Below are 19832 nucleotides of genomic sequence, written 5' to 3'. Positions count from 1 at the left end.
GAACTGACAAGGGAGCCACATGGCCGAAACCCAGGGCAGCCGGCCGCCCGCCGGCACCCCGCCGCCGCAGTCGCCGGCCTACGCCCAGGACCTGTCCCGTTCGCTGGGCCTGCGCGAGAACATGTTCATCACGCTGTCCGCGGTCACGCCCGCGTCGAGCGTCTTCATCATCATGCCGTCGGTGATCAGCGGGCTCGGCGGCGCGGCGGCACTGGCCTTCGCGCTCGCGGCCGTCGCCGGGATGCTGATGGCCTTCTGCTACGCCGAGTTGTCCAGCGCCTTCCCGATCACCGGCGGCGAATACGCCTTCGCAGCACGTACCCTGGGCCGCGCCACGGGCTTCGCGCTGTTCGCGCTGGCGCTGCTCGCCGGGGTCCTGACGGTGGCGGTGATCGCCCTCGGCACCGGCGACTACCTGGGCGTGGTCTGGGACTCGCTCGGCGGCAAGAAGACCGGACTGGCCGTGATCGCGGTGGCCTCGCTCGTCTCGGTGCTCGGGATCCGCACCAACGCCTGGGTCACCGGGGTGTTCCTGGCCGTCGAACTCGCCGCGATCGCCGTACTGGCCTGGCTGGGTCTGGTCAACGTCGAGCAACCGATATCCACGCTGTGGACGCCGCACGCACTCGGCGAGGACGGCGTGCTCGTCGGCGCCTCGGCCGGGCTCATCTCGTCCTTCGCCGCCAGCGCGCTGTTCGCCTACAACGGCTACGGCACGTCGGTGTACTACGCCGAGGAGACCCGACAGGTCTCCTCGATCGGCAGGATCGTGATGTGGTCGCTCGGGATCACCGTGGTCGCGGAGTGCCTGCCGCTGGTGGCGGTGCTCCTGGGCACGCCGAGTACAAGCGCACTCATGGCGGCTCGGTCCCCGATGAACTACTTCCTGCTCGAACGCGGCGGCGACACGGTCAACACCGTGGTCAGCCTGGGCATCGCGATCGCCATCGTCAACGCGGTGATCGCGATCATGCTGCAGATCGGCCGACTGGTGTACTCCTCCGCCCGCGACCGGGCCTGGCCCGACGTGGTGGGCCGGCCGCTGGCCGCGGTGCACCCGCGCCTGCGCACCCCCGTCCTGGCCACCCTGCTCATGGGCGCCGCCGCGATCGTCGTCGCCTGGCTCGTTCCGCTGGACAAACTGATCCTGGCCACCGGCGCCAATCTGGTGCTGTTGTACATCTTCGTCGCCGTCGCCGCGCTGTACGGCCGGATCTCCGGGGCGACCGCCCACGCGACGTACCGGATGCCCGCCTGGCCGTGGGTTCCGGTGGCCGCGATCGGCGTGATGGCGTACGTCCTGTACGAGTCGATCGACGCCGACTGGCGCCCGGCCGGCATCGCCGTGGCCATGGTCGCGGCGGGATACCTCTACTACTACGCCTACCTGTACCCCAGGCGCGAGCACCGCTGGACCATGCCCGACGCGGTTCGGGACACGACCGAGTAGCCGATCGCCCCCCGGGGGGTCGGGGCCGTCCCGTGTCGGCCCCGACCCACCCGCTCAGGCCGCCGTGAGGCGGCGCCAGGGGCGGGAGTCCGCGTCGGCCGGGGTGCCGTCGAGGACATGGGCGGTGCGGCCGGCCGGCTCCAGGGTGACGGTGGCCAGGCTCGCCCAGCGCGCGCCGAGGGGCTGCGCGGGATCCGGGACGCACGTCACCGGCGGCTCGCCCGGCCCGGTCACCAGGAGCCGGGCCAGCCCGGCGGGCGTGGCGGGCGGCTCGGTGTGGGCGAGCCGGGCCCGGACGAAGTCGTAGCGCTGCCCCGAATCGGGCTGGTACAGCCGGGACTTCTCCGCCTCGGCGGGTACCGGCGTCAGGAAGTGGTTGGTGCGCAGCAGGTATCCCTCGGCCGGCTCCGGCCGGATCTCGAACACCCCGACGGGGCTCAGGTCGAGCAGCACGGCCTCGCCCTCGTCGAAGAGCGCGAACGACCCGGACGAGGCGAGGGGCGCGCCGCGAATGATTTCGACGGCCTCGGCGACGCCGCCCGCCTCGCCGAGCACGATCGCGGCGAGGACGTGCATCGGCACGCCGCCGATGCCGTCGCGCTGGTGGCCGAGGATGTTGAAGTGCAGGGCGAGCCCGGCACTGTTGACGCCGATCTTGCCGAGGATGCCGTGTTCGGTGATGCCGACGAAGTCGTACCGGCCGCCGCGCGACTCCACCGTGTGCCACAGGTCGCGAAGTTCGACGTGCCAGTCCCAGGTCTGCACGCCGAACGTCCGCGCCGTGCGGCCCGGCTCGCCCGGGACGCGGCGCACGATCGTGGTGCACTCGCCCGGGGGCACGACCGCGCTGCGGGCCAGGATCTCGGTGCGCGCGTTGAGCGCGGCCACCCGCCACGGGTCGAGGCCGGCGCCGTGCGCGATGCCCTCGATCTCGGCCCGGGCACCGGCGTGGAAGTCCCCGATCGTGTCGAGGGCACGTTCGGCGTCGGCACGCACCAGGTCCGGCGTGATGCCGCCCAGCGCGAACAGGCGGTCGTACGCGTCGAGTGCGGCCGGGATGCCGTCGCGCAGTTGTTCGCCGCGCGCGACGCCGCGCGTGTGCGGGGGGCGAGGGGAGGGCGGGACTTCGAGCGTGGTCACGGGCGTCCTTCCGGGGAGCGCGGGTGGAGGCGGACCTCGCCGCCGACGACGGTGGCCAGTACGGCGTTTCCGGGCTGCGCTTCGGGTGTGAGGGTGAGCGGATCGGCCGCGAAGACGGTGAGGTCGGCGAGGAAGTCCGGGGCTATGCGGCCGAGTTCGGCGCCCGCGCCGGCTGCGCGCGCGGCGGCGACGGTCATCCCGGCGTAGGACTCGCGGGCGGTGAGCGCCTGATCGGGCTGAACGGGCGCCGAGTTCGGCTCCTCGACGGGGCGGCGCAGTTGGCAGTCGGCGAGGCCGACGCGCGGGTCGCCGGGGCCGATCGGCCAGTCCGAGCCGAGTGCCACCACGGCGCCGTGGTCGAGCAGGTCGCGGGTACGCCAGCCGTGCGCGACCCGGTCCGGCCCGATCCGGCGCGACCAGTTGTCGGTGCCGTCGGCGCGGGTGTGCCGGGTGGCGTGCGCGGGCTGGAGGCTTGCCACCACGTCGAGTTCGGCGAAGCGGCCGAGGAGGTCGTCGGGGATGGACTCGATGTGCTCGATGCGGTGTGGGGCCTGTTCGACCGGGCCGACCTCCTCGATCACGTCGAGGGCGAAGCGCACCGCCCGGTCGCCGATCGCGTGGGTCGCGGTCGGGATGCCGCGTTCGGTGAAGAACCGCATCGCGGCGCGGTAGGCGTCGACGTCGCGCCACAGCGGCTCGCGGTTCTCGCCGTGGGTGTCGGGGTGGTCGAACCACGCGGTGCCGTTGTCGGCGGTGCCGTCGAGCATGAACTTGGCGCCCGCCACGTGCCAGCGCCGACCGCGGCGGCCCTGGAGGTCGGCCACGTGTTGCCAGACGTCCGGGCCGGAGTCGGCCGGCACGAGCGGGGAGCAGCGGATGCGCAGCGGCAGCTCGCCGTGGGCCTCGATGTGCCGGTACACCGCCTCGGACGGGTCGGCGAAGTCGAGCGCGTGCAGCCCGGTCAGACCGCCGGCGGCGAGCAGTTCGAGCCGGTCCCGGACGAACTCCGCGGCGGTGTCCAGGGGGACCTCGGGGTAGTGCGCGAACACCAGGTCCATGGCCTGGAGTTCGACGATGTAGCCGGTCGGGCGGCCGTCCGGGCCGACCTCGACGGACGAGGCGTCGGTGAACGTCTCGCGGCCGGTCAGGCCGATCAGCTCGACCACGTGCGGGCTGACCACCAGGGCGTGTGCGTCGCGGGTCATCAGGGAGATCGGCACGCCGGGGAATCGTTCGCCGAGGACGAGTCCGGTCGGGTCGCCGGTGAAGACGTTCACGTCGAGGTCGTAGCCGGTGATCCAGGCGTCGGCGGGCCGCTCCCGCACGGCGCGGGCCAGCCGATCGCAGACCTGGTCGAGGGTGCCGGCGCCGAGCAGGTCCACGCCGCTGCCGATGGAGATCGAGCCCCAGACCGGATGGGCGTGCACGTCGACGAGGCCGGGCAGGATGGTCGCGCCCGGGAAGTCGTGGACGACGGTGTCGGGGCCGCGCAGCGCGGCGATGTCGGCGGCGGGGCCGACGGCGACGATGCGGTCGCCGGTGATGGCGACGGCGTCGGCGCGGTCGAGCGGGTCTGGGCTTGCGGGGGCTGCGGGCGCTTCGGGAGCGGCGGTGGGCTGTTCGAGGTGCCGGGCGAACAGGATGACGTCGGCGTACACGCGGTTTCCTTCGGTCTTGCCGGGTGCTCGGGGTGCTCGGGGTTCTCGGAGCGCTTGGGGCGCTCGGTTGCCGGGGTGCTCGGGTGGCTCGGATTGCGTGGGGTGCCTGGTGTCGTCCGGGTGGGGTCACGCCCTCGGGATCGTGCCGGTCGCGCGGGCGACGCCCCAGTAGATCGCCGCGGCCGTGATCATCCCGGACGGGATGGCCAGGTCCACGTCCGCCATCGCGGCGGCGATCGGCCCGGTCCAGAAGCTGGTGTTCACCCACATCGCGGAGACGAGGCCGCCGCCGAGCAGCGCGAGTACGCCCGCAGGGTGCACGCCGCGGTGGTACCAGAACGGCCCGCCGCGGCGTTGTTCGAGCAGGTCGGCCCCGTGGTATCGATTGCGCCGCAGGATCAGGTCGGTCACCGCGACCGCCATCGCCGGACCGGTCGCCACGACCACGAGTTGCAACATCGTCTGCACGCTGTCGAGGAAGTCGACGACCAGGATCGCGTACAGCGTCATGGCGGTGCCGAGCACGCCGATGATCAGTACGGCGGGGATGCGGGCGAGCCGGACGCCGACGGACTGGATGGACAGGCTCGCGCTGTAGGCGGTCATGCCGTTGTTGGTCATTGTGTTGACCACGACCGCGATCACGAAGACGGGGATGAACCAGCCCGGCAGGATGCTTTCCAGCGCGGCTTCGGGGTCGCTCATGTCCAGGCCGGTGGCGGCGAGGGCGCCCACGGTGGTGAAGACGACGCTGGGCAGGTACGCGCCGACGGCGGTCCAGCCGGCGATGGCGTACGGGTTGCTGTCGCGCGGCAGGTAGCGGGCCAGGTCGGGGCTGTTGGCGTAGGACAGCGGGGTGGAGGCGATGATGGTGAACCCCGCGCCGAGCGCGGCGGCGAGGGCCGCGCCGTGCAGCGGTTCGGCCGGCGTGTACGACCAGTCGGTCTCGGCGAGCACGTAGCCCGTCACCACGATGAACACGACGGTCAGGAACACGCTGAGCCCGGAGTACAGGCGCACGATCGTGGCGTATCCGTAGATCGCGATCAGGATCGTGCCGGCCGCGATGGCGCAGATCACCGCGGCGTCGACGGCCGAATCGTCGGGCAGGCCGTAGCGTGCGGCCAGGCCGATGCCGGCGACCGAGGCGGCCGACCAGTTCAGCGCGAGGTAGGCCGCGGCGATCAGCCATCCGGTCAGGACCAGGACCACCTTGTTGCCCAGGACGCCGTACATCGCGCGGGAGATCACCGACCCGCTGGTGCCGGCGACGGGGCCGGAGGCGGCGATCACGCCGGTACAGATCCACAGCAGGTTGCCGGCGAGGATGAGCCCGATCGCCTGGATGAGGGACAGGCCCATGATGATCAGCGTGGCGCCGACGACAAAGCTCAGATAGCTCACGTTCGGGGCGGCCCAGACCGCGAACAGCCGGCGGGCATCGCCGCCGCGCTCGTCGGCGGGGACCTGGTCGATGCCGCGCGTTTCCCGGTGCCCGGCGGATCCGGAGGCGGGTATGTCCTGCGATCTCGCGTCGGGAGTGGGCTTGGTGGTGGTCATCGGGGCCTCTCGGGGTCGGCCGGCCGAGCCGGTTATTGGTCGCATGGCCAACTGGCTAATGGTCGCACATCCAATAAGCTGTGGGCCATGGCGTCAAGACCCCAACCCATCCGCGTTCGCAAGCTGCCCGACGAGCGCCGCGCGGAGATCCTGCGCAGCGCCGCGCGGATCGCCCTCGAAGAGGGCCTGGAACGCATCACGCTGCGCCGGGTCGCCGACGAGTTGGGGGTGCGGCCGGGGCTGATCGGCCACTACTTCCCGGCCGCGGACACCCTGGTCGCCGAGGCGTTCACGGACGCGGCGACGAAGGAGCGCGACACGTTGTTGCCGGCGGACGAGGAGGGGCTGGCGCCGATCGACCGGCTGGCCCGGTTCCTGGTCCGGCTGGCCGACGGGACGTATCTCGACCTGAGCCGGCTGTGGCTGAACGCCCGTCACCTCAGCCGATTCAAGGAGGGCCTGCGCGACGCGGTCGGCGCCCAGGAGACGGTGACCCGTACCGCGCTCACCGCCCTGATCGAAGCGGGCGTCGTGGCAGGGGAGTTCGACACCGACGACGCCCTCGGCGCGGCCCTGCACATCCTGGTCACCGTCGACGGCCTCGGCTCCTACGCCAACGCCGACGCCAACGCCGATGCCAACGCCAACGCCGATGCCGACGCCGACGGCCGGCTCGACCACCCGGCGCTCGACGACATGGCGATCACCACGGCGGAACGCGAACTCGGCCTGGAACGGGGCACGTTGCGGGCGCGACTCTGACGAGGGCGGCGGCGTCGGGCTTGGCGCCATCCGGAAACCCGGTTGCCGGGCGCGATGCGGGCGGCGGAGGATTTCGCCATGTCACAAGCCAGGTCCGGGGATTTCGCGTTGCGGCCGTACCCGAAGATGTCCGCGAAGGCGCGACCCGGGGCGGGCGGTGGGCGCGAGTGGGTGGCGGCGGAGAAGGTGCACGGGGCGCATTTCGCGGTGGTGTGCGACGGCTCCGGGGTGCGGCCGGCCAAACGGCGCGAACTGCTGTCCGACGAGCTGCTGGACGACTTCTTCGGGATCGCCAGGATCTGGCCGGGGTTGGCCGTGGGCGCGGCGCGCTTCGCCGCCTCGTTGCGGGCGGTGTGGGGTGAGGCGGCCTCGGTGACCGTGTACGGCGAGTTGGCCGGTGGGTGCTACCCGCATTCGGACGTCCCGGCCGATCCCGCCGGCGAGCCGGTGCAGACCGGCGTCTGGTACGCGCCCGACCTGCACTGGTTGGTGTTCGACGCGGCGGTGGAGACGGCGGACGGGCGGTGCTGGATCGCGGACCGCGCGTTGCGGTCGGGCGCGCCCGACGCGGGGCTGCGCTGCGTGCCGGCGCTCGGGCACGGCTCGGCGCACTCGCTCGGGGATCTGCCGTGTGTGTTCGCGAGCCTGGTCCCGGGCCTGCTCAGGCTGCCGCGCATCGAGGACAACCTCGCCGAGGGGTATGTGCTCAAGCCGGCCGGGGAGTGGTGGGAGCACGATGGGGCCCGCCCGGTGATCAAGGTGAAGCAGGACGGCTTCGCCGAGGACCGCCGCTTCGCCGGCTCCCGGCCGTACCTGGCCCCGCCGGAGGGCGCGGCCGGGGTGCCGGCGTGGTTGCTGGTGCGAGCCGCGACGCTGCTCACGCCGACCCGCGCGGCCGCGGCGGTGAGCAAACTCGGGCCCCGGGCGGCCCTCGACGCGGTGGCCGAGGAGATCTCCCACGACGCGGCGGAGGAGATCGCCGACGAGGTGGGCGGCCTGTCGGACGCGCAACTGCGGAGCCTGGCCCGGGCGTTGGAGTCGGGGGCCCGCGCGCTTGCCCGGTTCGACGCCGCCGAACGCGAGGGCGCGCGAGGCGGGCGCGGGCGCGGGCGCGGTTCGGGGTGAGTGTGCCGCGCTTGTGCGGGTGGGTATGTGGGTGGGCCTGCGGGCGGGGCGCGGCGGGCCGAGTGCCGGTCCGCCGCGCCCCGCCCGTCGGGCTCAGCAGCTCAGGTTGTTCCCGGGCGTGGTGCCCAGGATCGATACGAACGACTGGTAGCTGTTGATCCGGCTCTGCACCTGCGCGGGATTGCCGCCGTTGCATTCCAACGAGCCGTTGATGCTGCGGATGGTCTCGCCGAAGCCCGCGCCGTTGACCATCGCGTTGTGCGGGGTCATGGTGCCCGGCCCGTTCTGGGTGTTCCAGTACCAGAGGCCGGTCCGCCAGGCGACGGCCGGGTCGTTCTGGAGGAGGTTGGGATTGTTCAGCAGGTCGATGCCCAGTGCGTCACCCGCCGCCTTGTAGTTGAAGTTCCAGCTCAGTTGGATCGGGCCGCGTCCGTAGTAGGCGGCCTGGCCGGCGGGGCATCCGTAGGGCCGACCGGCGTCGCAGTAGTGCGGGTAGTTGGCGGTGTTCTGCTCGACGATGTAGACGAGGCCGCCGGTCTCGTGATTGACGTTGGCCAGGAACGCCGCCGCCTCCTGCTTGCGCACCGTGTCGCTGCCGGTCTTGGCGAAGCCCGGGTAGGAGCCGAGCGCGGCGGTCAGGCCGGCGTAGGTGTAGAACGGGTTCCGGTTCGGGAACATGCGCTCGAACTGCGCCTGGCTCACCACGAAGTCGCCGGGGTTGCCGCCGTTGCCGCCGGTGCTGCCGTCGGTGGTGGATCCGGTGGTGGTTCCGGTGGTGGATCCGCCGCACGCGTACGGCTCCCAGTACCAGGTGCTGATCACCGGGTCGTAGCCCGGGTTGGCGTTCTTGGCCCGGTAGTAGTTGCCGTTCGTGTAGTGCACCACGTCACCGACCGCGTAGGACCGGCCGGCCACCCAGTCCGGGTAGGTACAGGTGCCGCCACCGCCGGTCGTACCGCCGGTGGCCCCGCCCGTGGAGCCGCCGGTGGTGCCGCCGCCTCCGCATGCGCCCTGGTCCGTCCATACGTCGGCGGTTCCGGGGGTCTCGCCCTGGGTCCACCACTTGGCGCCCCAGTTGTGGCCGTTGTACGAGGCGGTGGCGCCGCCCGTGTAGACGGCCGACGCGTTCCATCCGGCCGCGCAACTCGCGGCGGCGGCGGTCGAGGCGAAAGGCAGCGCCGCCGCCCCCATGCCCACGATCGCGATGGCCAACAGGAACCCGATGATTCGTTTTCTCGCCATGGAAAGCCCACTCCCCGGCGCGCGAAACACGCCGCGCCTGATCGACGGAAGTACCGATGCGGGTACTTCGACTGCCGTGCCGGGACCGGCGCCTGCCTCGTTCGAGGCCCCTGGACGGGATGGTGCGGGGCTCACTCAATACCAGTGGTCTATACCAGTCAAGACTTTGCGTGTGATTGCCTGCGTGCGTCGGAACGGCCGCGTCCCGCAAGACCGTTGGTTGCGGTCGTGCGGGACGCGGGGTGGTGCGGTGGCCTACCGGGCCCGATGCGGTGGCTGCGGCGGGCGGGAGGTTACAGCGCGCCGCACTGGTCGGACTTCGGTCCGGAAACCTTGTTGGGGATGCCGCCGTTGGTCGGCGGCGGGGTGTTGAGGCGGCAACTCAGCGGCCCGGCGACGGTATTGCCGGCTACTACCGTGATGCCCCGATTGAGGCTCAGGTCGGCCGGGCCGCCGAGCCTGGACCACAGGAGCATGACCGGGCCGGTGCTGCCGCTTGCCGCGACCGGGCCGCCGACGGTGGTGTCGGTCAGGACGAGGACGGTCGCGCCCCGGGAGGAGATCGGGCCGGTGACCGTGGAGTTGGTGGCGATGAGGCCGGCTCCGGGCTGCACCAGGATCGGGCCCTTGACCGTGGCGTTGTCCAGGCAGGTGATGCCCGACGTGACGGCCAGGGGCTTGGCGGTGCTGCCGCGGATGGTGGTGGTGCAGGCGGCCGGGTCGACGTCGCCGACCTTGACCGGCTGTTCGGCCTTGACGCCGCCGACCGTGACGGTGAGTGTGGCCACGCCGGGGCGTAGGCCGGTCAGGGTGCCGTAGGCCGGGTCGTAGGCCACGATCGTGCCGCCCGGGGCGGAGGCGGGCGAGCCGATGTGTACGCCGGTGCCGCCCCACTGGGCGGTGACCGGCCAGGTGACCGGGACGGTGCGGCCGTCCTGGGCCATCGTGGTGGTGACCGGTTGGGTGTTCAGCACGCCGAGCGTGGCCGGGGCCTTGAGGGCGACCGACTCCGCGTACGGCTTGACCTCGGCGCGCAGCCACGCGGCGTCGTCGGTCGGCACCGCGAACGGGTCGGTGACGCGGCCCTTGGCGGGATCGATGCCGAGCATGGTCCAGCCGACGAAGCCGCCGCGGTCGGGCTCGGCGGCCGGGCCCTTGCTCGAGTTGCCGTTGATCAGGTACGGGACACCGTCGACGCTCGCGGCGTGGAACGCGCCGACGTGGCCGCTGACCATCGCCGCCGACTTGCCGCTGTCCGCCCGGAACGCGCCGAGCCACTGCTCGACCATCCGGGCTTCCTTGCGGTCGCCGAGTTGGCTGCCCTTGTCCGGCAGGGGGTCGTTGGTGGGGTGGTGGTCGAACAGCAGCAGGCCGGTGATGTTCGGATCCTTCGCCGCGTCGTCCAGCGCCTTGCGCAGCCCTGCGACCTGCTCGAAGCCGCCGCCGCGCAACGTGCCCATGGAACTGTCCACGGTGACGAAGCGGGTGCCCTTGTGGTCGAACACCTTCGAGGTCTCGCCGAAGGCGGCCTTGAAGTTGGCGATGTTCCCGGGGCCCATCACCTCGTGGTTGCCCGGCACGTAGTGCCACGGGATGGTGCGGTTGGTGTACTGGTCGAACTCGTCGAGCAGCGTGCGGGCGAGCGCGAAGTCCTCGGGTGCGGCCTCGTCCACGAAGTCGCCGGTGATCACCATGAACTCCGGCTTGGCTGCCGCCACTTCGCGCAGCGTGCGGCGCGCGTCCCGCACCCGGTCGCTGTTCGGGTCGCGGGCCACGAACTGGGCGTCGGACATCACCGCCACGCGCAGCGGCTTGGCGTCGACGGTGCCGTTGGTGAGGATCACCGGGTCCTTGACGTACGGCTGCTTGGGCAGTTGTACGTCCGGCGGCACCTGGACCCGCAGGTCGCTCAGGCCGAGCCGGCCGGTGTACTGGCGCTCGGCGTTGGTCTCCATCAGCCGGAACCGCTGGAAGGTGAGCGGGTATTGCACCCCGGCCGGGACCGGGAACTCGACCTTTTGCCAGCCCTTCCAGGTGACCATCGGGGCGTCGAGGTTGGACACCACGCCCGCCGCCGTCCGGTACTGGATGCGCGGCCAGGCGCCGTTGCCGTCGCCCTCGATCCACATCGTGAGCGCGCGGGGCTGGCCGGGCAGGACGATGCCCTCGGGCGCGATGGCGTACTGGCCGCGCGTGCCGGTCGACGTGGTGAAGTCGTAAGCCAGGGACAGACCCGGCTTGCCGTCGGGCCCGGGCGCGGGGTCGACCGAGCCGCCGGGGGCGCGGTCGTTGCCCGACTTCCAGGCGGCGGCGTTCGAGAAGTCGGCGAAGGACTTCTCGGTCATGCCGACGGTGACCGCGACGGCGGTCTCCAGTGTGCCGACGGTGAGCTTGAGGGTGGCCGAGCGGCCGTCGGCGAGCGCCTTGAGGTTCAGCGTGCCGTCGGCGGCGGGGGTGACCTCGACGATGCCCTCGCCGCCGGTGACCTTGACGTCGGCGGCCTCGACGGGCGCCGCGTGGCCGGTGGCGTCGTAGCCGGTGACCGCCAGGTGCGCGGAGGCGCCGGGGGCGGCCAGGCCGACCGGGTCGTCGCCGGCGGTGACGCGCACGGGTGCGCCGAGCACGGTCAGCGGCAACTTCGCGTCCTCGGCGCCCTTGGCCTTGATCGTCACCGACGCCGGGCCGGAGGCGCGACCGGTCACCACCGCCTCGGTGCCGTTGCCGGCCACGGTCAGCTTCGCGGCCGTGTCCGTCGACCACTTGGGCTTGGGTACCGCGCCCTTGACCGCGCCGAACGACTCGTCGTGCGGCAGCGCGCGTACGGTCCGGCGCAGCCCGGGGAACACCCGCGCGCCCGTGTCGACCGTCGGGACCGGCCGCAGCCGGAAGCCGCGCGTCTCGCCGGAGCCCGGGGTGGTGAACAGGCCCAGGCCGTTCGCCACCGGTCGTTCGCCGCCGTTGTCCGACGGGCTGCTCACCACACCGGACTGCGCCTGTCCGGGCAGGCGCGCGACCATGTCGGCGGAGCCGCCGCCGTCCATGTTGAGCGCGTTGTGCGCGCCCATGTCCCGCATCAACACGGCCAGGTTGGCCAGGTTGATGCCCGGGCTGTCGGCCTGGCGACCGTCGATGGTGACCAGGTACATGCGCCTGCCGTCGGCCGAGAAGCCCACGGCGGTGCGGGCGTTGGGCTCGTTGCCGTCGTTCTCGCCGGACTCGGTCGCGACCCCGTCGCGGACCAGGACCTGGTAGCCGCCGACCGCGACCGCGACCTCGCCGAAGGAGGCGCGCGGCCTGTAGCCGATGCCGACCGGGTCGCCGGCCTTCAGCTCGCGCAGCCGGTCGGCGCCGCCGTCGCGGCCGACCAGCAGCGTGGTGCCGTCGGCGATCGGCCCGCCGCCGAGCCGGTCGCGCACCGCGACGACGCGGCCCTCGCGGATCTCGACCTCGACCACGTTGCCCGAGCCGCCCGCGACGTGCGCCAGGGACGCGTTGCCCCACGCCGAGGTGAACACGCCGACGCCGCCCTCGGGCAGGCCGTAGGTGTTGACGCCCGACAGCGGCACCTCTCGGCCGCCGGGCAGTGTGGCACTGCCCTCCAGGAACACCTGTGCCATCCGGGCCAGTCCGTCGGTACCGACGGTCACGGCCTGGTTCCAGCCCTCGATCGGTGCGTGGATCAGACCCTTGTCGCGCGAGACGCCGGCGCCGAGCGGGGCCTCGGAGGCGTTCATGTCGAAGTAGTCGCCGTTGATGGCGGCCACCGCCCCCGCGTTGCGAGCTTGCTCGGACACGGTCTGCCGGGTCGTCACCTTGCCCGAGGACAGGTAGTCGACGCTCAGGCCCTTGGTGTTCAGGTCGGCGACCAAAACGTTTCCGCGGATCCAGCCGGCCCGGCCGACGCGGTCGAAGGACGTCCGGGTCAGGCCGGGCGCGATCGGGGTGACCTCACGGCGGGTGACGACGGACTCGCCGGGACGGTCGAGCACGAGGCCGTCGGCGGCGGCGCCGCCCGCCTGCGGCTTCGCGGCGGTCTGCGGCGCCTCGTCGGCCAGGGCGGCGGGGGCGGCGGCGGTGAGGCCGGCCACGAGCAGGGTGGTCAGGGCGAGCGCGGCCGCCGCGGGGCGGGGGCGGGCCGGGCGCAGGCCCATGCGGGGTGGTGACACGGGGACTTCAGCTCCTCAACGCATGCGAGGATCCACCGATCGGAGCACGGCGGCGCGGCCTCGCGCAATGGCTCGGCCCGGTCGGGAGCACCGGGCCACAGGCAGCCAATCGCGGTCGAGGGACCCGAATGCCACGTTCCGGTTAACCGGTTGTCGCCCGAGGGCGAACACCGTCCGCGAGTCCGCAGGAATGGGGCGGATCGGTTGGAGCCGGGTGCGGGGGTGGAGCGGGGGCCGGGGCGCGTGGCGTGGGCGGGTGGCGTGGGCGGCTCAGGAGTCGGGCCGGGTCGTCGGCGCGGGGGTATCGGTTTCGGAGTTTTCAGAGCTTTCGGTGTTTTCGGAGATTTCGCGGTTTCCGTCCGCGAGTTCCTGGAAGACGGTGATGTGCAGGTCGGCGGGTGCGTCGAGCCTGGAGTTCAGGGACTGCCACGGCGTGACGGTCGGGGGTGCGACCGGGGTGGCGCCCGCGTCGACGAGGCGATCGGTCACGGCCCGGCCGTCGGTGACCTCGAAGGCGACCCGGATCCGGGGCGCGACCTGGCGGCCGACCTCGACGTCGTCGATCATTCGCTTCTGCTGCGGGTTCGCGATCTCCAACGTGGCCCGACCGGCGTCGAGGATCGCGACACGGGCTCCGCCGTCCCCGGAATAGGCCGCCTCCTCGGGCAGGCCGAGGGCGTCACGGTAGAAGGCGAGCGCGGCGTCGAAGTCCTCGGCCTCGACGACGAGACGCAGTTGGCGTACGGGGTGTGACGAGGCGGGGGCCGGGGCTTGGGCCGGGGCCGGTGGCTTCGGGGCTTCGGGGTGGGGCATGGTCGTTCTCTCCCGGGTGGAAATGGGCCGAACGACCCCACTATTCCGACACCCGCCCCGAAAGCCCCGGCAACGCGCCCGAAAAATCGGATCGTCATCACGGGGTGTGCGTGTATGTCGGGTGTCTCGAGTCTTGACCGGCCTTTTGTGCGCGGCCTAGCTTGTTTGGCGCCAAACAATCCTCGGGGGAGAACGAACGCCAAGGAGAGCGGTATGGATCTGCGCCACTGGCTCGAGGCCGCCGTGACATCCAACGAGCACTGGGCGGCGGGGTTCGGGTCCTACCGGGGCCATCCGGCCCTGGACGTGGACGACGAACGATTCGCCGAGGTCTTCGCCACGTTCACCGAGCGGCTGACGGACAACTACCCCTTCTTCCATCCGCGTTACGCCGGCCAGATGCTCAAGCCGCCGCATCCGGCGGCGGTCGTGGGCTACCTCGCCGCGATGCTGATCAACCCCAACAACCACGCCCTGGACGGGGGACCCGCGACCGCCGAGATGGAACGCGAGGTCGTACAGCGGCTCGCCGACATGTTCGGGTACGACACCCACCTCGGGCACCTCACCACCAGCGGGACGATCGCCAACCTCGAAGCGCTCTTCGTGGCGCGCGAACTCCATCCCGGGAAGGGCATCGCGTACAGCACCGAGGCGCACTACACCCACGGGCGCATGTGCGGCGTGCTGGGCGTGGAGGGACACTCCGTACCGGTGGACGACCTCGGCCGCATGGACCTCGACGCGCTGGAGGAACTGCTGCGGACCGGACGGGTCGGCACGGTCGTACTCACCGCCGGCACCACCGGCCTCGGCGCCGTCGAACCGATCCACGAGGCGTTGGAGTTGCGCGAGCGGTACGGCATACGGATCCACGTCGACGCCGCCTATGGGGGATTCTTCACCCTGCTCGCCGGACTGGACGGCCCGGAGGGGCTGCCGGCCGCGCCGTGGCGGGCGATCGCCGAGTGCGACTCGATCGTGGTGGACCCGCACAAGCACGCCCTCCAGCCGTACGGGTGCGGTGCCGTGTTGTTCCGCGACCCCTCGGTCGGCCGGTTCTACCTACACGACTCGCCCTATACCTACTTCACCTCCGACGAGTTGCACCTCGGCGAGATCAGCCTGGAATGCTCACGCGCCGGCGCGGCGGCCGCCGCGCTGTGGCTGACCTTCCAACTGCTGCCGCCCACCCGGGAAGGGCTGGGCCGGACACTGGCGGCCGGTCGACGTGCGGCGTTGCGGTGGGCGGAGTTGATCGAGGGGTCCGACCGGCTGGAGCTGTACCAACCCCCGGAGTTGGACATCGTGAGCTACTTCCCGATCACCTCGCCGTACACCCTCGCCCGAATCGACGAGGCCGCCGCCCGCGTCCTGCACGAGGGCATGCGCGACACCGACGACCCGATCTTCCTGAGCACACTCCGAATAGACGCCGCCCGCCTGACCACCCGCCACCCCAAACTCACCGCCGACGCGGAAGGCGCCCGAATCCTCCGCAGCGTACTGATGAAGCCGGAGTCGGAAGCCTACGTAGCCCACCTTCACAACCGCGTGGAGCAACTCACTGGCCTATGAGGGGACATGGGACCGAGCCCACGCCGCGCCGCCGCGCCGGTCGGGGCGGGTCGAGTCGGGTCGGGTCGATCCTTCGACAGGGCCTTCCCGAGTGGGTCGGGCGTCCCCGGCGCGCGTTGCGCTCTTGGTTGCGGGTGGCTGGTGCGGAGCCGGCCTGAGTCGGTGGTGGGCCGCCGCCGGCGTGCGGGGCTCCGAGATGCATTGCTCCCGACGAGACGGGTGTATTGCTCAGCGGGAAACCGGCGGCTGGCAGCGGGGGAGCGGGCGTGTGGTGGGGTCGGGTTCTCCGGGTGCCTTCCGGAGTGGGTCGGGCGTTCCCGGCGCGCGTTGCGTTGTTGGTTGCGGGTGCCTGGTGCGGGTTGTCCAGAGTCGACGGTGGGCCGCCGCCAGGCCCGAAGCTCCAGACGAGATGGGTGTGTTGGTCGGTGAAAGCCAGCCGGCAGCGGCGTGCGGCGTGGGCGATCGAGTCGAGCTCTCCAGGCAGCCTTCCCGGTGGGCCGGGAGTTTTCGGCGGGTGGTCGGCGTGTGGGTGGCGAGGGTTCACAGAACCGGACAGCGTGAGGTGTTGGAGCCTCGGTGCGGAAGAAAACCGCAGGTCAGTGTGAAGGGAAGCCGTGTGGAGCGCCTCGGGATCCGGTTTTGGCCCTCACTGGGCACGTTCGGTCTTCTCGACGGCCTTTGTGGGGTCGCAGCACGCGAAGTCGGCTTCCACTGCGCAGTTTCGGTCTCCACACCGGCGTTGAGGGGGTCGGAGCGCACGAAACCGGCACTCGACGCCCGACTTTCCGCCTCGACACCACAAAACCGCAGGTCACCGGAGCTCGAAGCCCACGACCGCCCAACGCGATCCGGTTTCGAACCCCAACTCCTCTCCAACCGCCCCCAACCCACTCGGGAAGGCTCCCCGGCGCACTCGACCCCACCGCCCTCCCCGCACCGGCACCCCCGCAGTCCAAGGTGCAACTCTCGCCGCCACCAAACGACCCACTCGGGAAGGCCACCCAGGGAACCCAAGCCGAGCCCCCTCCCGCCCCTGCTGCCGGCCGGTTTTCGCCGAGCGACACATCCGTCTCGCCGGAACTCCCGGGTCTCGGAGTTCCGCACGCCGGCGGCGGCCCACCACCGACTCTGGCCAGCCCCGCAACAGCCCCGCAACCCAAGGCGCAACGCGCGCCGAAAACACCCGACCCACTCCGGAAGTCACCCGGGGAACTCGACCCCACCACCCACCCCGCCCTCCGCTGCCGGCCGGCTTTTCGCCGAGCAACGCGCCCGTCTCGTCGGGGGCTTGGGGTCTTGGAGTCCCGCACGCCGGCGGCGGCCCACCGACTCTGGCCAGCCCCGGACCGGGCACGACGCAACCAACATCGCAACGCGTGCCGGGAACGGCCGACCCACTCGGGAAGGCTCCCTGGAAGGACTCGACCCGACCACCCTCCCGCTCCCCTGCGGTCGACCGGCTTCTCGGCACTCTGCTCGGCTGTGCGGGGGGTGCCTCTATGTCTTTCGTCAAGCGTGAGCGGGTCATGCGGCGACCGGTTCGGCCGGGCGGGATTCGTAGAACGTGCCGTCTCTGAGCATGGCGAACAGGACGCTGATGCGTTGTCGGGCGAGGCGGAGGAGGGCCTGGGTGTGGGTCTTGCCGCGGGTTCTGCAGCGGTCGTAGTAGGTGCGGGCGGCCAGGCCGTCGAGGATCAGGCGTATGCCGTAGCGGAAACGCTCTGCGGAGTCGGTGGCCGTCAGGGCGTCGAGTGCGGGGTCGACGTCGGGGTATTTGTGCGCGTCGATGTCGACGGTGTGCTCCTCCCAGGCGCCCCGGGCGACGAGTTCGTCCCGCGCCTGCTCCTCGATGGTGTGGCCGAACACGAAGTGGAGCAGGGCGAACGCGGCCAGGGCGGCCTCCTCGCGCGGCGCCCCGGCGGCGATGACCGCCTGGATGGCGACCCGGCCGACCCGCAGCGTGTTCGGTTCGCGCACGTAGGTGCCGGAGACGACCCGGGCGCCGTCGCGGTGGGACATCAGCGCGGTGCGCAGTCGCCAGGCCAACTCCGCGAGCCGATCCAGGCCCGGTTGGTCGGGATCGACGTCGCCGACGCCCTCCATCAGCCGCTCGGACATCGCGTCCGACAGCGCCTGCTTGTGCGCGAAGTGCCAGTAGAGGGCGCTCGGTTGCACGCTGAGCACACCGGCGAGCCGACACGCGCCGCCCCCGGAGTTCGACCGGCACGACCCGGTGGCCGGCCGGGAGTTCGTCGCCGACCGCTTCCGGGGCGCGGGCTGGGTCGTACCCGCGCTGTTGGACGCCATGTGGGACGTGCCCGACTTCCGTCTCGACGCGGCGAGCCAGGTACACATGCAGCGCTGGTCGAAGGGCCGCGTCGTGCCGGCCGGCGAACTCGCGAGCGTGGGTGGCGAGTACCGCACGGCGTTCGCCCGCTACCGGCACGAGATGGCCGACTACGTCGAGCGGTGCCAACGCCTCGCGCTCGACAACACGCCGGCGATCCTGCCCGGGAGCCGGACCGCGGTGTGGGTGCGCGATCGCACCACGCGCATGTCGCCGTGGACGCGGCACCTGCCGCGCCTGCCGTGGGCGAGCGGCGACTGGACGGACGAGGCCGCGGGCGCGCTCACGCTCCGGGACTACGCGGCGCGAGCGGGTTCGGTCGAGCGGATGGGCTGAACCGCGCGTGGCGGGACGCCCGATCCGGTCCGGGTCGGTCAGGGGGCCGCCGGGCGGGCGTGGCGATCGAGGAAGGCTTCGACGAGGGCGTCGGTGTAGGGAGGGTCGACCGGCTCGTCGGTGATCAGAACCCGGTAGTAGAGCGGGCCCACCAGTCGGTCGGTCTCGCCGGCGATGTCGAGGTCGGCGGGCAACCGGCCGTCGGCGATGGCGCGTTCCAGGGCGAGGCAGTCGCGTCGGCGTTGCGCGTCGAGCCACTTGGCGCGGAAGTCGCGGCCGAACGCCGGATCGTGCTGGGCCTGGGCGATCAGCGCGCGGAAGACGGCGCCGGAGTCGGACTTCGCGAGGAAGTACGCGAGCCGGCGCAGGTAGTCGCGCAGGTCGCGGGCCAGGTCTCCGGAGTCGGGCACCGTCAGGTCCTCGGCGGCGTCCTCGAGGAAGGCGTCCATCAGTACGTCGGTCTTGGTGCTCCACCACCGGTAGATGGTCTGCTTGGCCACCCCGGCGCGGGCGGCGATGCCCTCCATCGTGACGCCGGCGAAGCCCTTCTCGACGAGCAGGTCGTCGGCCGCCTCGATCACCGCCAGGCGGGCCTGTTCACTGCGCCCGTGTCGGTTGCCGTGGTGCTGTCGAGCCGATTGGCCGGGGGCGTCCGATCCGCCGACGGTGGGGGTGGTGCGGGCGTCGGCGCCCGGTGTCCTCGATGTCATCTCGCCTCCTCGGGTCGAGGGTATTGCATCCGGAAAAGACGGCTAGCGTAGACGCGACGTTGCGTCTACGCTAGCCGACATGACATTCACTCACACGCTTGCCGACCCCCGCGTCCGCACCGCCCTCGACCGGATGTTCGCCCTGGCCGAGCGCGACGACGCCATCGCAGCGACACTGCCCGCCGGCTACGCCTCGATGTCGGCCCACGACAAGGCCGACGCCGCGGCGGGGATCCACATGCCGATCTCCGCCGCGGGCGGGGTGCTGCTCTACAACCTGGTCCGGGCCACGCGTCCGACCACGGTGGTCGAGTTCGGCATGTCGTTCGGGATCTCCACGCTGCACCTGGCCGCGGCCCTGCGGGACAACGGCGCGGGACGCGTGTTCACCACGGAACTCAGCAAGGAGAAGATCGCCGCCGCCCGCGGCACGTTCGCCGAGACCGGCGTGGACGACCTGATCACCGTGCTGGAGGGGGATGCCCTCGACACCCTCGCCGCACTGGACGCGTCCGCCGACTTCGTACTGCTCGACGGCTGGAAGGACCTGTGCCTGCCGGTGCTGCGCCTGCTGGAGCCGCGCCTGCGGCCGGGCACGCTCGTGGTGGCCGACGACATCGACCAGAGCTCGATGCAGCCGTACCTGGACTACGTACGTGACTCGGGCAACGGCTACGAGAGCGTGAGCTTCCCGGTCGAGGACGGGATGGAGATCAGCTGTCGCCTGTGACGGGGCCAGGTCGGGTGCGGCGGTAGGGAGGCGCGGCGGCCGGGGCCGGAGGTCGGGGGTCAGCCGAATCGCGTGCGGGGGGTGGGTTGCCGCGCGCGATTCGGCCTATCGGTCGCGCCGGGCGGTTTCTAGACTCCCCATGGGTTCCACCGGGATCGTGGGGCGTCGGGCCGAAATTCGGCCGCGGCCCCGGGCGTCGACGCGGGTGTTCGACC

General features: G+C 72.0%; 13 protein-coding genes and 2 pseudogenes. 6 read left to right on the top strand and 9 right to left on the bottom strand.

The window, feature by feature from the left end; all coding sequences use genetic code 11:
* The first annotated feature begins 19 nt into the window (after window positions 1–19).
* On the top strand, window positions 20–1450 hold the full coding sequence (locus tag ACMXN5_RS35610; RefSeq protein WP_439679027.1) for an APC family permease: 1431 nt from the start codon (window positions 20–22) through the stop codon (window positions 1448–1450).
* Between the two features lie 54 nt (window positions 1451–1504).
* On the opposite strand, the gene ACMXN5_RS35605 is transcribed toward ACMXN5_RS35610, so the two are convergent.
* From ACMXN5_RS35605 to ACMXN5_RS35595, 3 genes are all read right to left on the bottom strand, one after another.
* On the bottom strand, window positions 1505–2590 hold the full coding sequence (locus ACMXN5_RS35605; protein ID WP_439679026.1) for a C45 family autoproteolytic acyltransferase/hydolase: 1086 nt from the start codon (window positions 2588–2590) through the stop codon (window positions 1505–1507).
* Window positions 2587–4248 carry an amidohydrolase gene (locus ACMXN5_RS35600; RefSeq protein WP_439679025.1) on the bottom strand — a complete coding sequence of 554 codons (1662 nt, stop codon included), beginning with the start codon at window positions 4246–4248 and terminating at the stop codon, window positions 2587–2589. The genes ACMXN5_RS35605 and ACMXN5_RS35600 overlap by 4 nt, the downstream gene beginning before the upstream one ends.
* A gap of 126 nt (window positions 4249–4374) precedes the next feature.
* Window positions 4375–5808, bottom strand: a complete 1434-nt coding sequence (locus ACMXN5_RS35595; RefSeq protein WP_439679024.1) for a purine-cytosine permease family protein — start codon at window positions 5806–5808, stop codon at window positions 4375–4377.
* A gap of 87 nt (window positions 5809–5895) precedes the next feature.
* Between ACMXN5_RS35595 and ACMXN5_RS35590 the strand changes: the two genes are divergently transcribed.
* On the top strand, window positions 5896–6570 hold the full coding sequence (locus ACMXN5_RS35590) for a TetR family transcriptional regulator (RefSeq protein ID WP_439679023.1): 675 nt from the start codon (window positions 5896–5898) through the stop codon (window positions 6568–6570).
* Between the two features lie 78 nt (window positions 6571–6648).
* Window positions 6649–7695 carry an RNA ligase family protein gene (locus ACMXN5_RS35585; protein ID WP_439679022.1) on the top strand — a complete coding sequence of 349 codons (1047 nt, stop codon included), beginning with the start codon at window positions 6649–6651 and terminating at the stop codon, window positions 7693–7695.
* 93 nt (window positions 7696–7788) lie between these two features.
* Here the strand turns inward: ACMXN5_RS35585 and ACMXN5_RS35580 are convergent, their stop codons facing one another.
* The 3 genes from ACMXN5_RS35580 to ACMXN5_RS35570 all read right to left on the bottom strand — a co-directional run bounded on the left by ACMXN5_RS35580 (window position 7789) and on the right by ACMXN5_RS35570 (window position 13916).
* Window positions 7789–8937, bottom strand: coding sequence for a glycoside hydrolase family 19 protein (locus ACMXN5_RS35580; protein ID WP_439679021.1), 1149 nt, complete (start codon window positions 8935–8937; stop codon window positions 7789–7791).
* A gap of 293 nt (window positions 8938–9230) precedes the next feature.
* Window positions 9231–13103, bottom strand: a complete 3873-nt coding sequence (locus ACMXN5_RS35575) for a phosphodiester glycosidase family protein (RefSeq protein ID WP_439679020.1) — start codon at window positions 13101–13103, stop codon at window positions 9231–9233.
* A gap of 270 nt (window positions 13104–13373) precedes the next feature.
* Window positions 13374–13916 (bottom strand): VOC family protein, encoded by a 543-nt coding sequence (locus tag ACMXN5_RS35570; RefSeq protein WP_439679019.1) that lies wholly within the window; start codon window positions 13914–13916, stop codon window positions 13374–13376.
* A gap of 213 nt (window positions 13917–14129) precedes the next feature.
* On the opposite strand from ACMXN5_RS35570, the gene ACMXN5_RS35565 reads away from it, so the two are divergent.
* Window positions 14130–15494 (top strand): pyridoxal phosphate-dependent decarboxylase family protein, encoded by a 1365-nt coding sequence (locus ACMXN5_RS35565; protein WP_439679018.1) that lies wholly within the window; start codon window positions 14130–14132, stop codon window positions 15492–15494.
* Between the two features lie 1524 nt (window positions 15495–17018).
* On the opposite strand, the pseudogene ACMXN5_RS35560 reads toward ACMXN5_RS35565, so the two are convergent.
* Window positions 17019–17174, bottom strand: a pseudogene (locus tag ACMXN5_RS35560) (IS110 family transposase); the annotation flags it as partial.
* A gap of 3 nt (window positions 17175–17177) precedes the next feature.
* A pseudogene (locus tag ACMXN5_RS35555) lies at window positions 17178–17597 on the bottom strand (TetR/AcrR family transcriptional regulator C-terminal domain-containing protein); the annotation flags it as partial.
* Between the two features lie 130 nt (window positions 17598–17727).
* Between ACMXN5_RS35555 and ACMXN5_RS35550 the strand changes: the two are divergent.
* The gene (locus tag ACMXN5_RS35550) at window positions 17728–18177 is read left to right on the top strand and encodes a hypothetical protein (RefSeq protein ID WP_439679017.1); all 450 of its coding nucleotides are present in this window, start codon (window positions 17728–17730) and stop codon (window positions 18175–18177) included.
* A 38-nt stretch (window positions 18178–18215) separates the two neighbouring features.
* On the opposite strand, the gene ACMXN5_RS35545 is transcribed toward ACMXN5_RS35550, so the two are convergent.
* On the bottom strand, window positions 18216–18887 hold the full coding sequence (locus tag ACMXN5_RS35545) for a TetR/AcrR family transcriptional regulator (RefSeq protein ID WP_439679016.1): 672 nt from the start codon (window positions 18885–18887) through the stop codon (window positions 18216–18218).
* A 79-nt stretch (window positions 18888–18966) separates the two neighbouring features.
* Here ACMXN5_RS35545 and ACMXN5_RS35540 point away from each other — a divergent pair, with 79 nt between their 5' ends.
* The gene (locus ACMXN5_RS35540) at window positions 18967–19617 is read left to right on the top strand and encodes an O-methyltransferase (RefSeq protein WP_439679015.1); all 651 of its coding nucleotides are present in this window, start codon (window positions 18967–18969) and stop codon (window positions 19615–19617) included.
* The last annotated feature ends 215 nt before the right edge of the window (window positions 19618–19832 follow it).

The organism is Embleya australiensis (genome assembly GCF_051903075.1).
In the GTDB taxonomy this organism is placed as follows: domain Bacteria; phylum Actinomycetota; class Actinomycetes; order Streptomycetales; family Streptomycetaceae; genus Embleya.
Note: the sequence above shows the minus strand (reverse complement) of the source record. Positions and strands in the feature narration are given on the sequence as shown.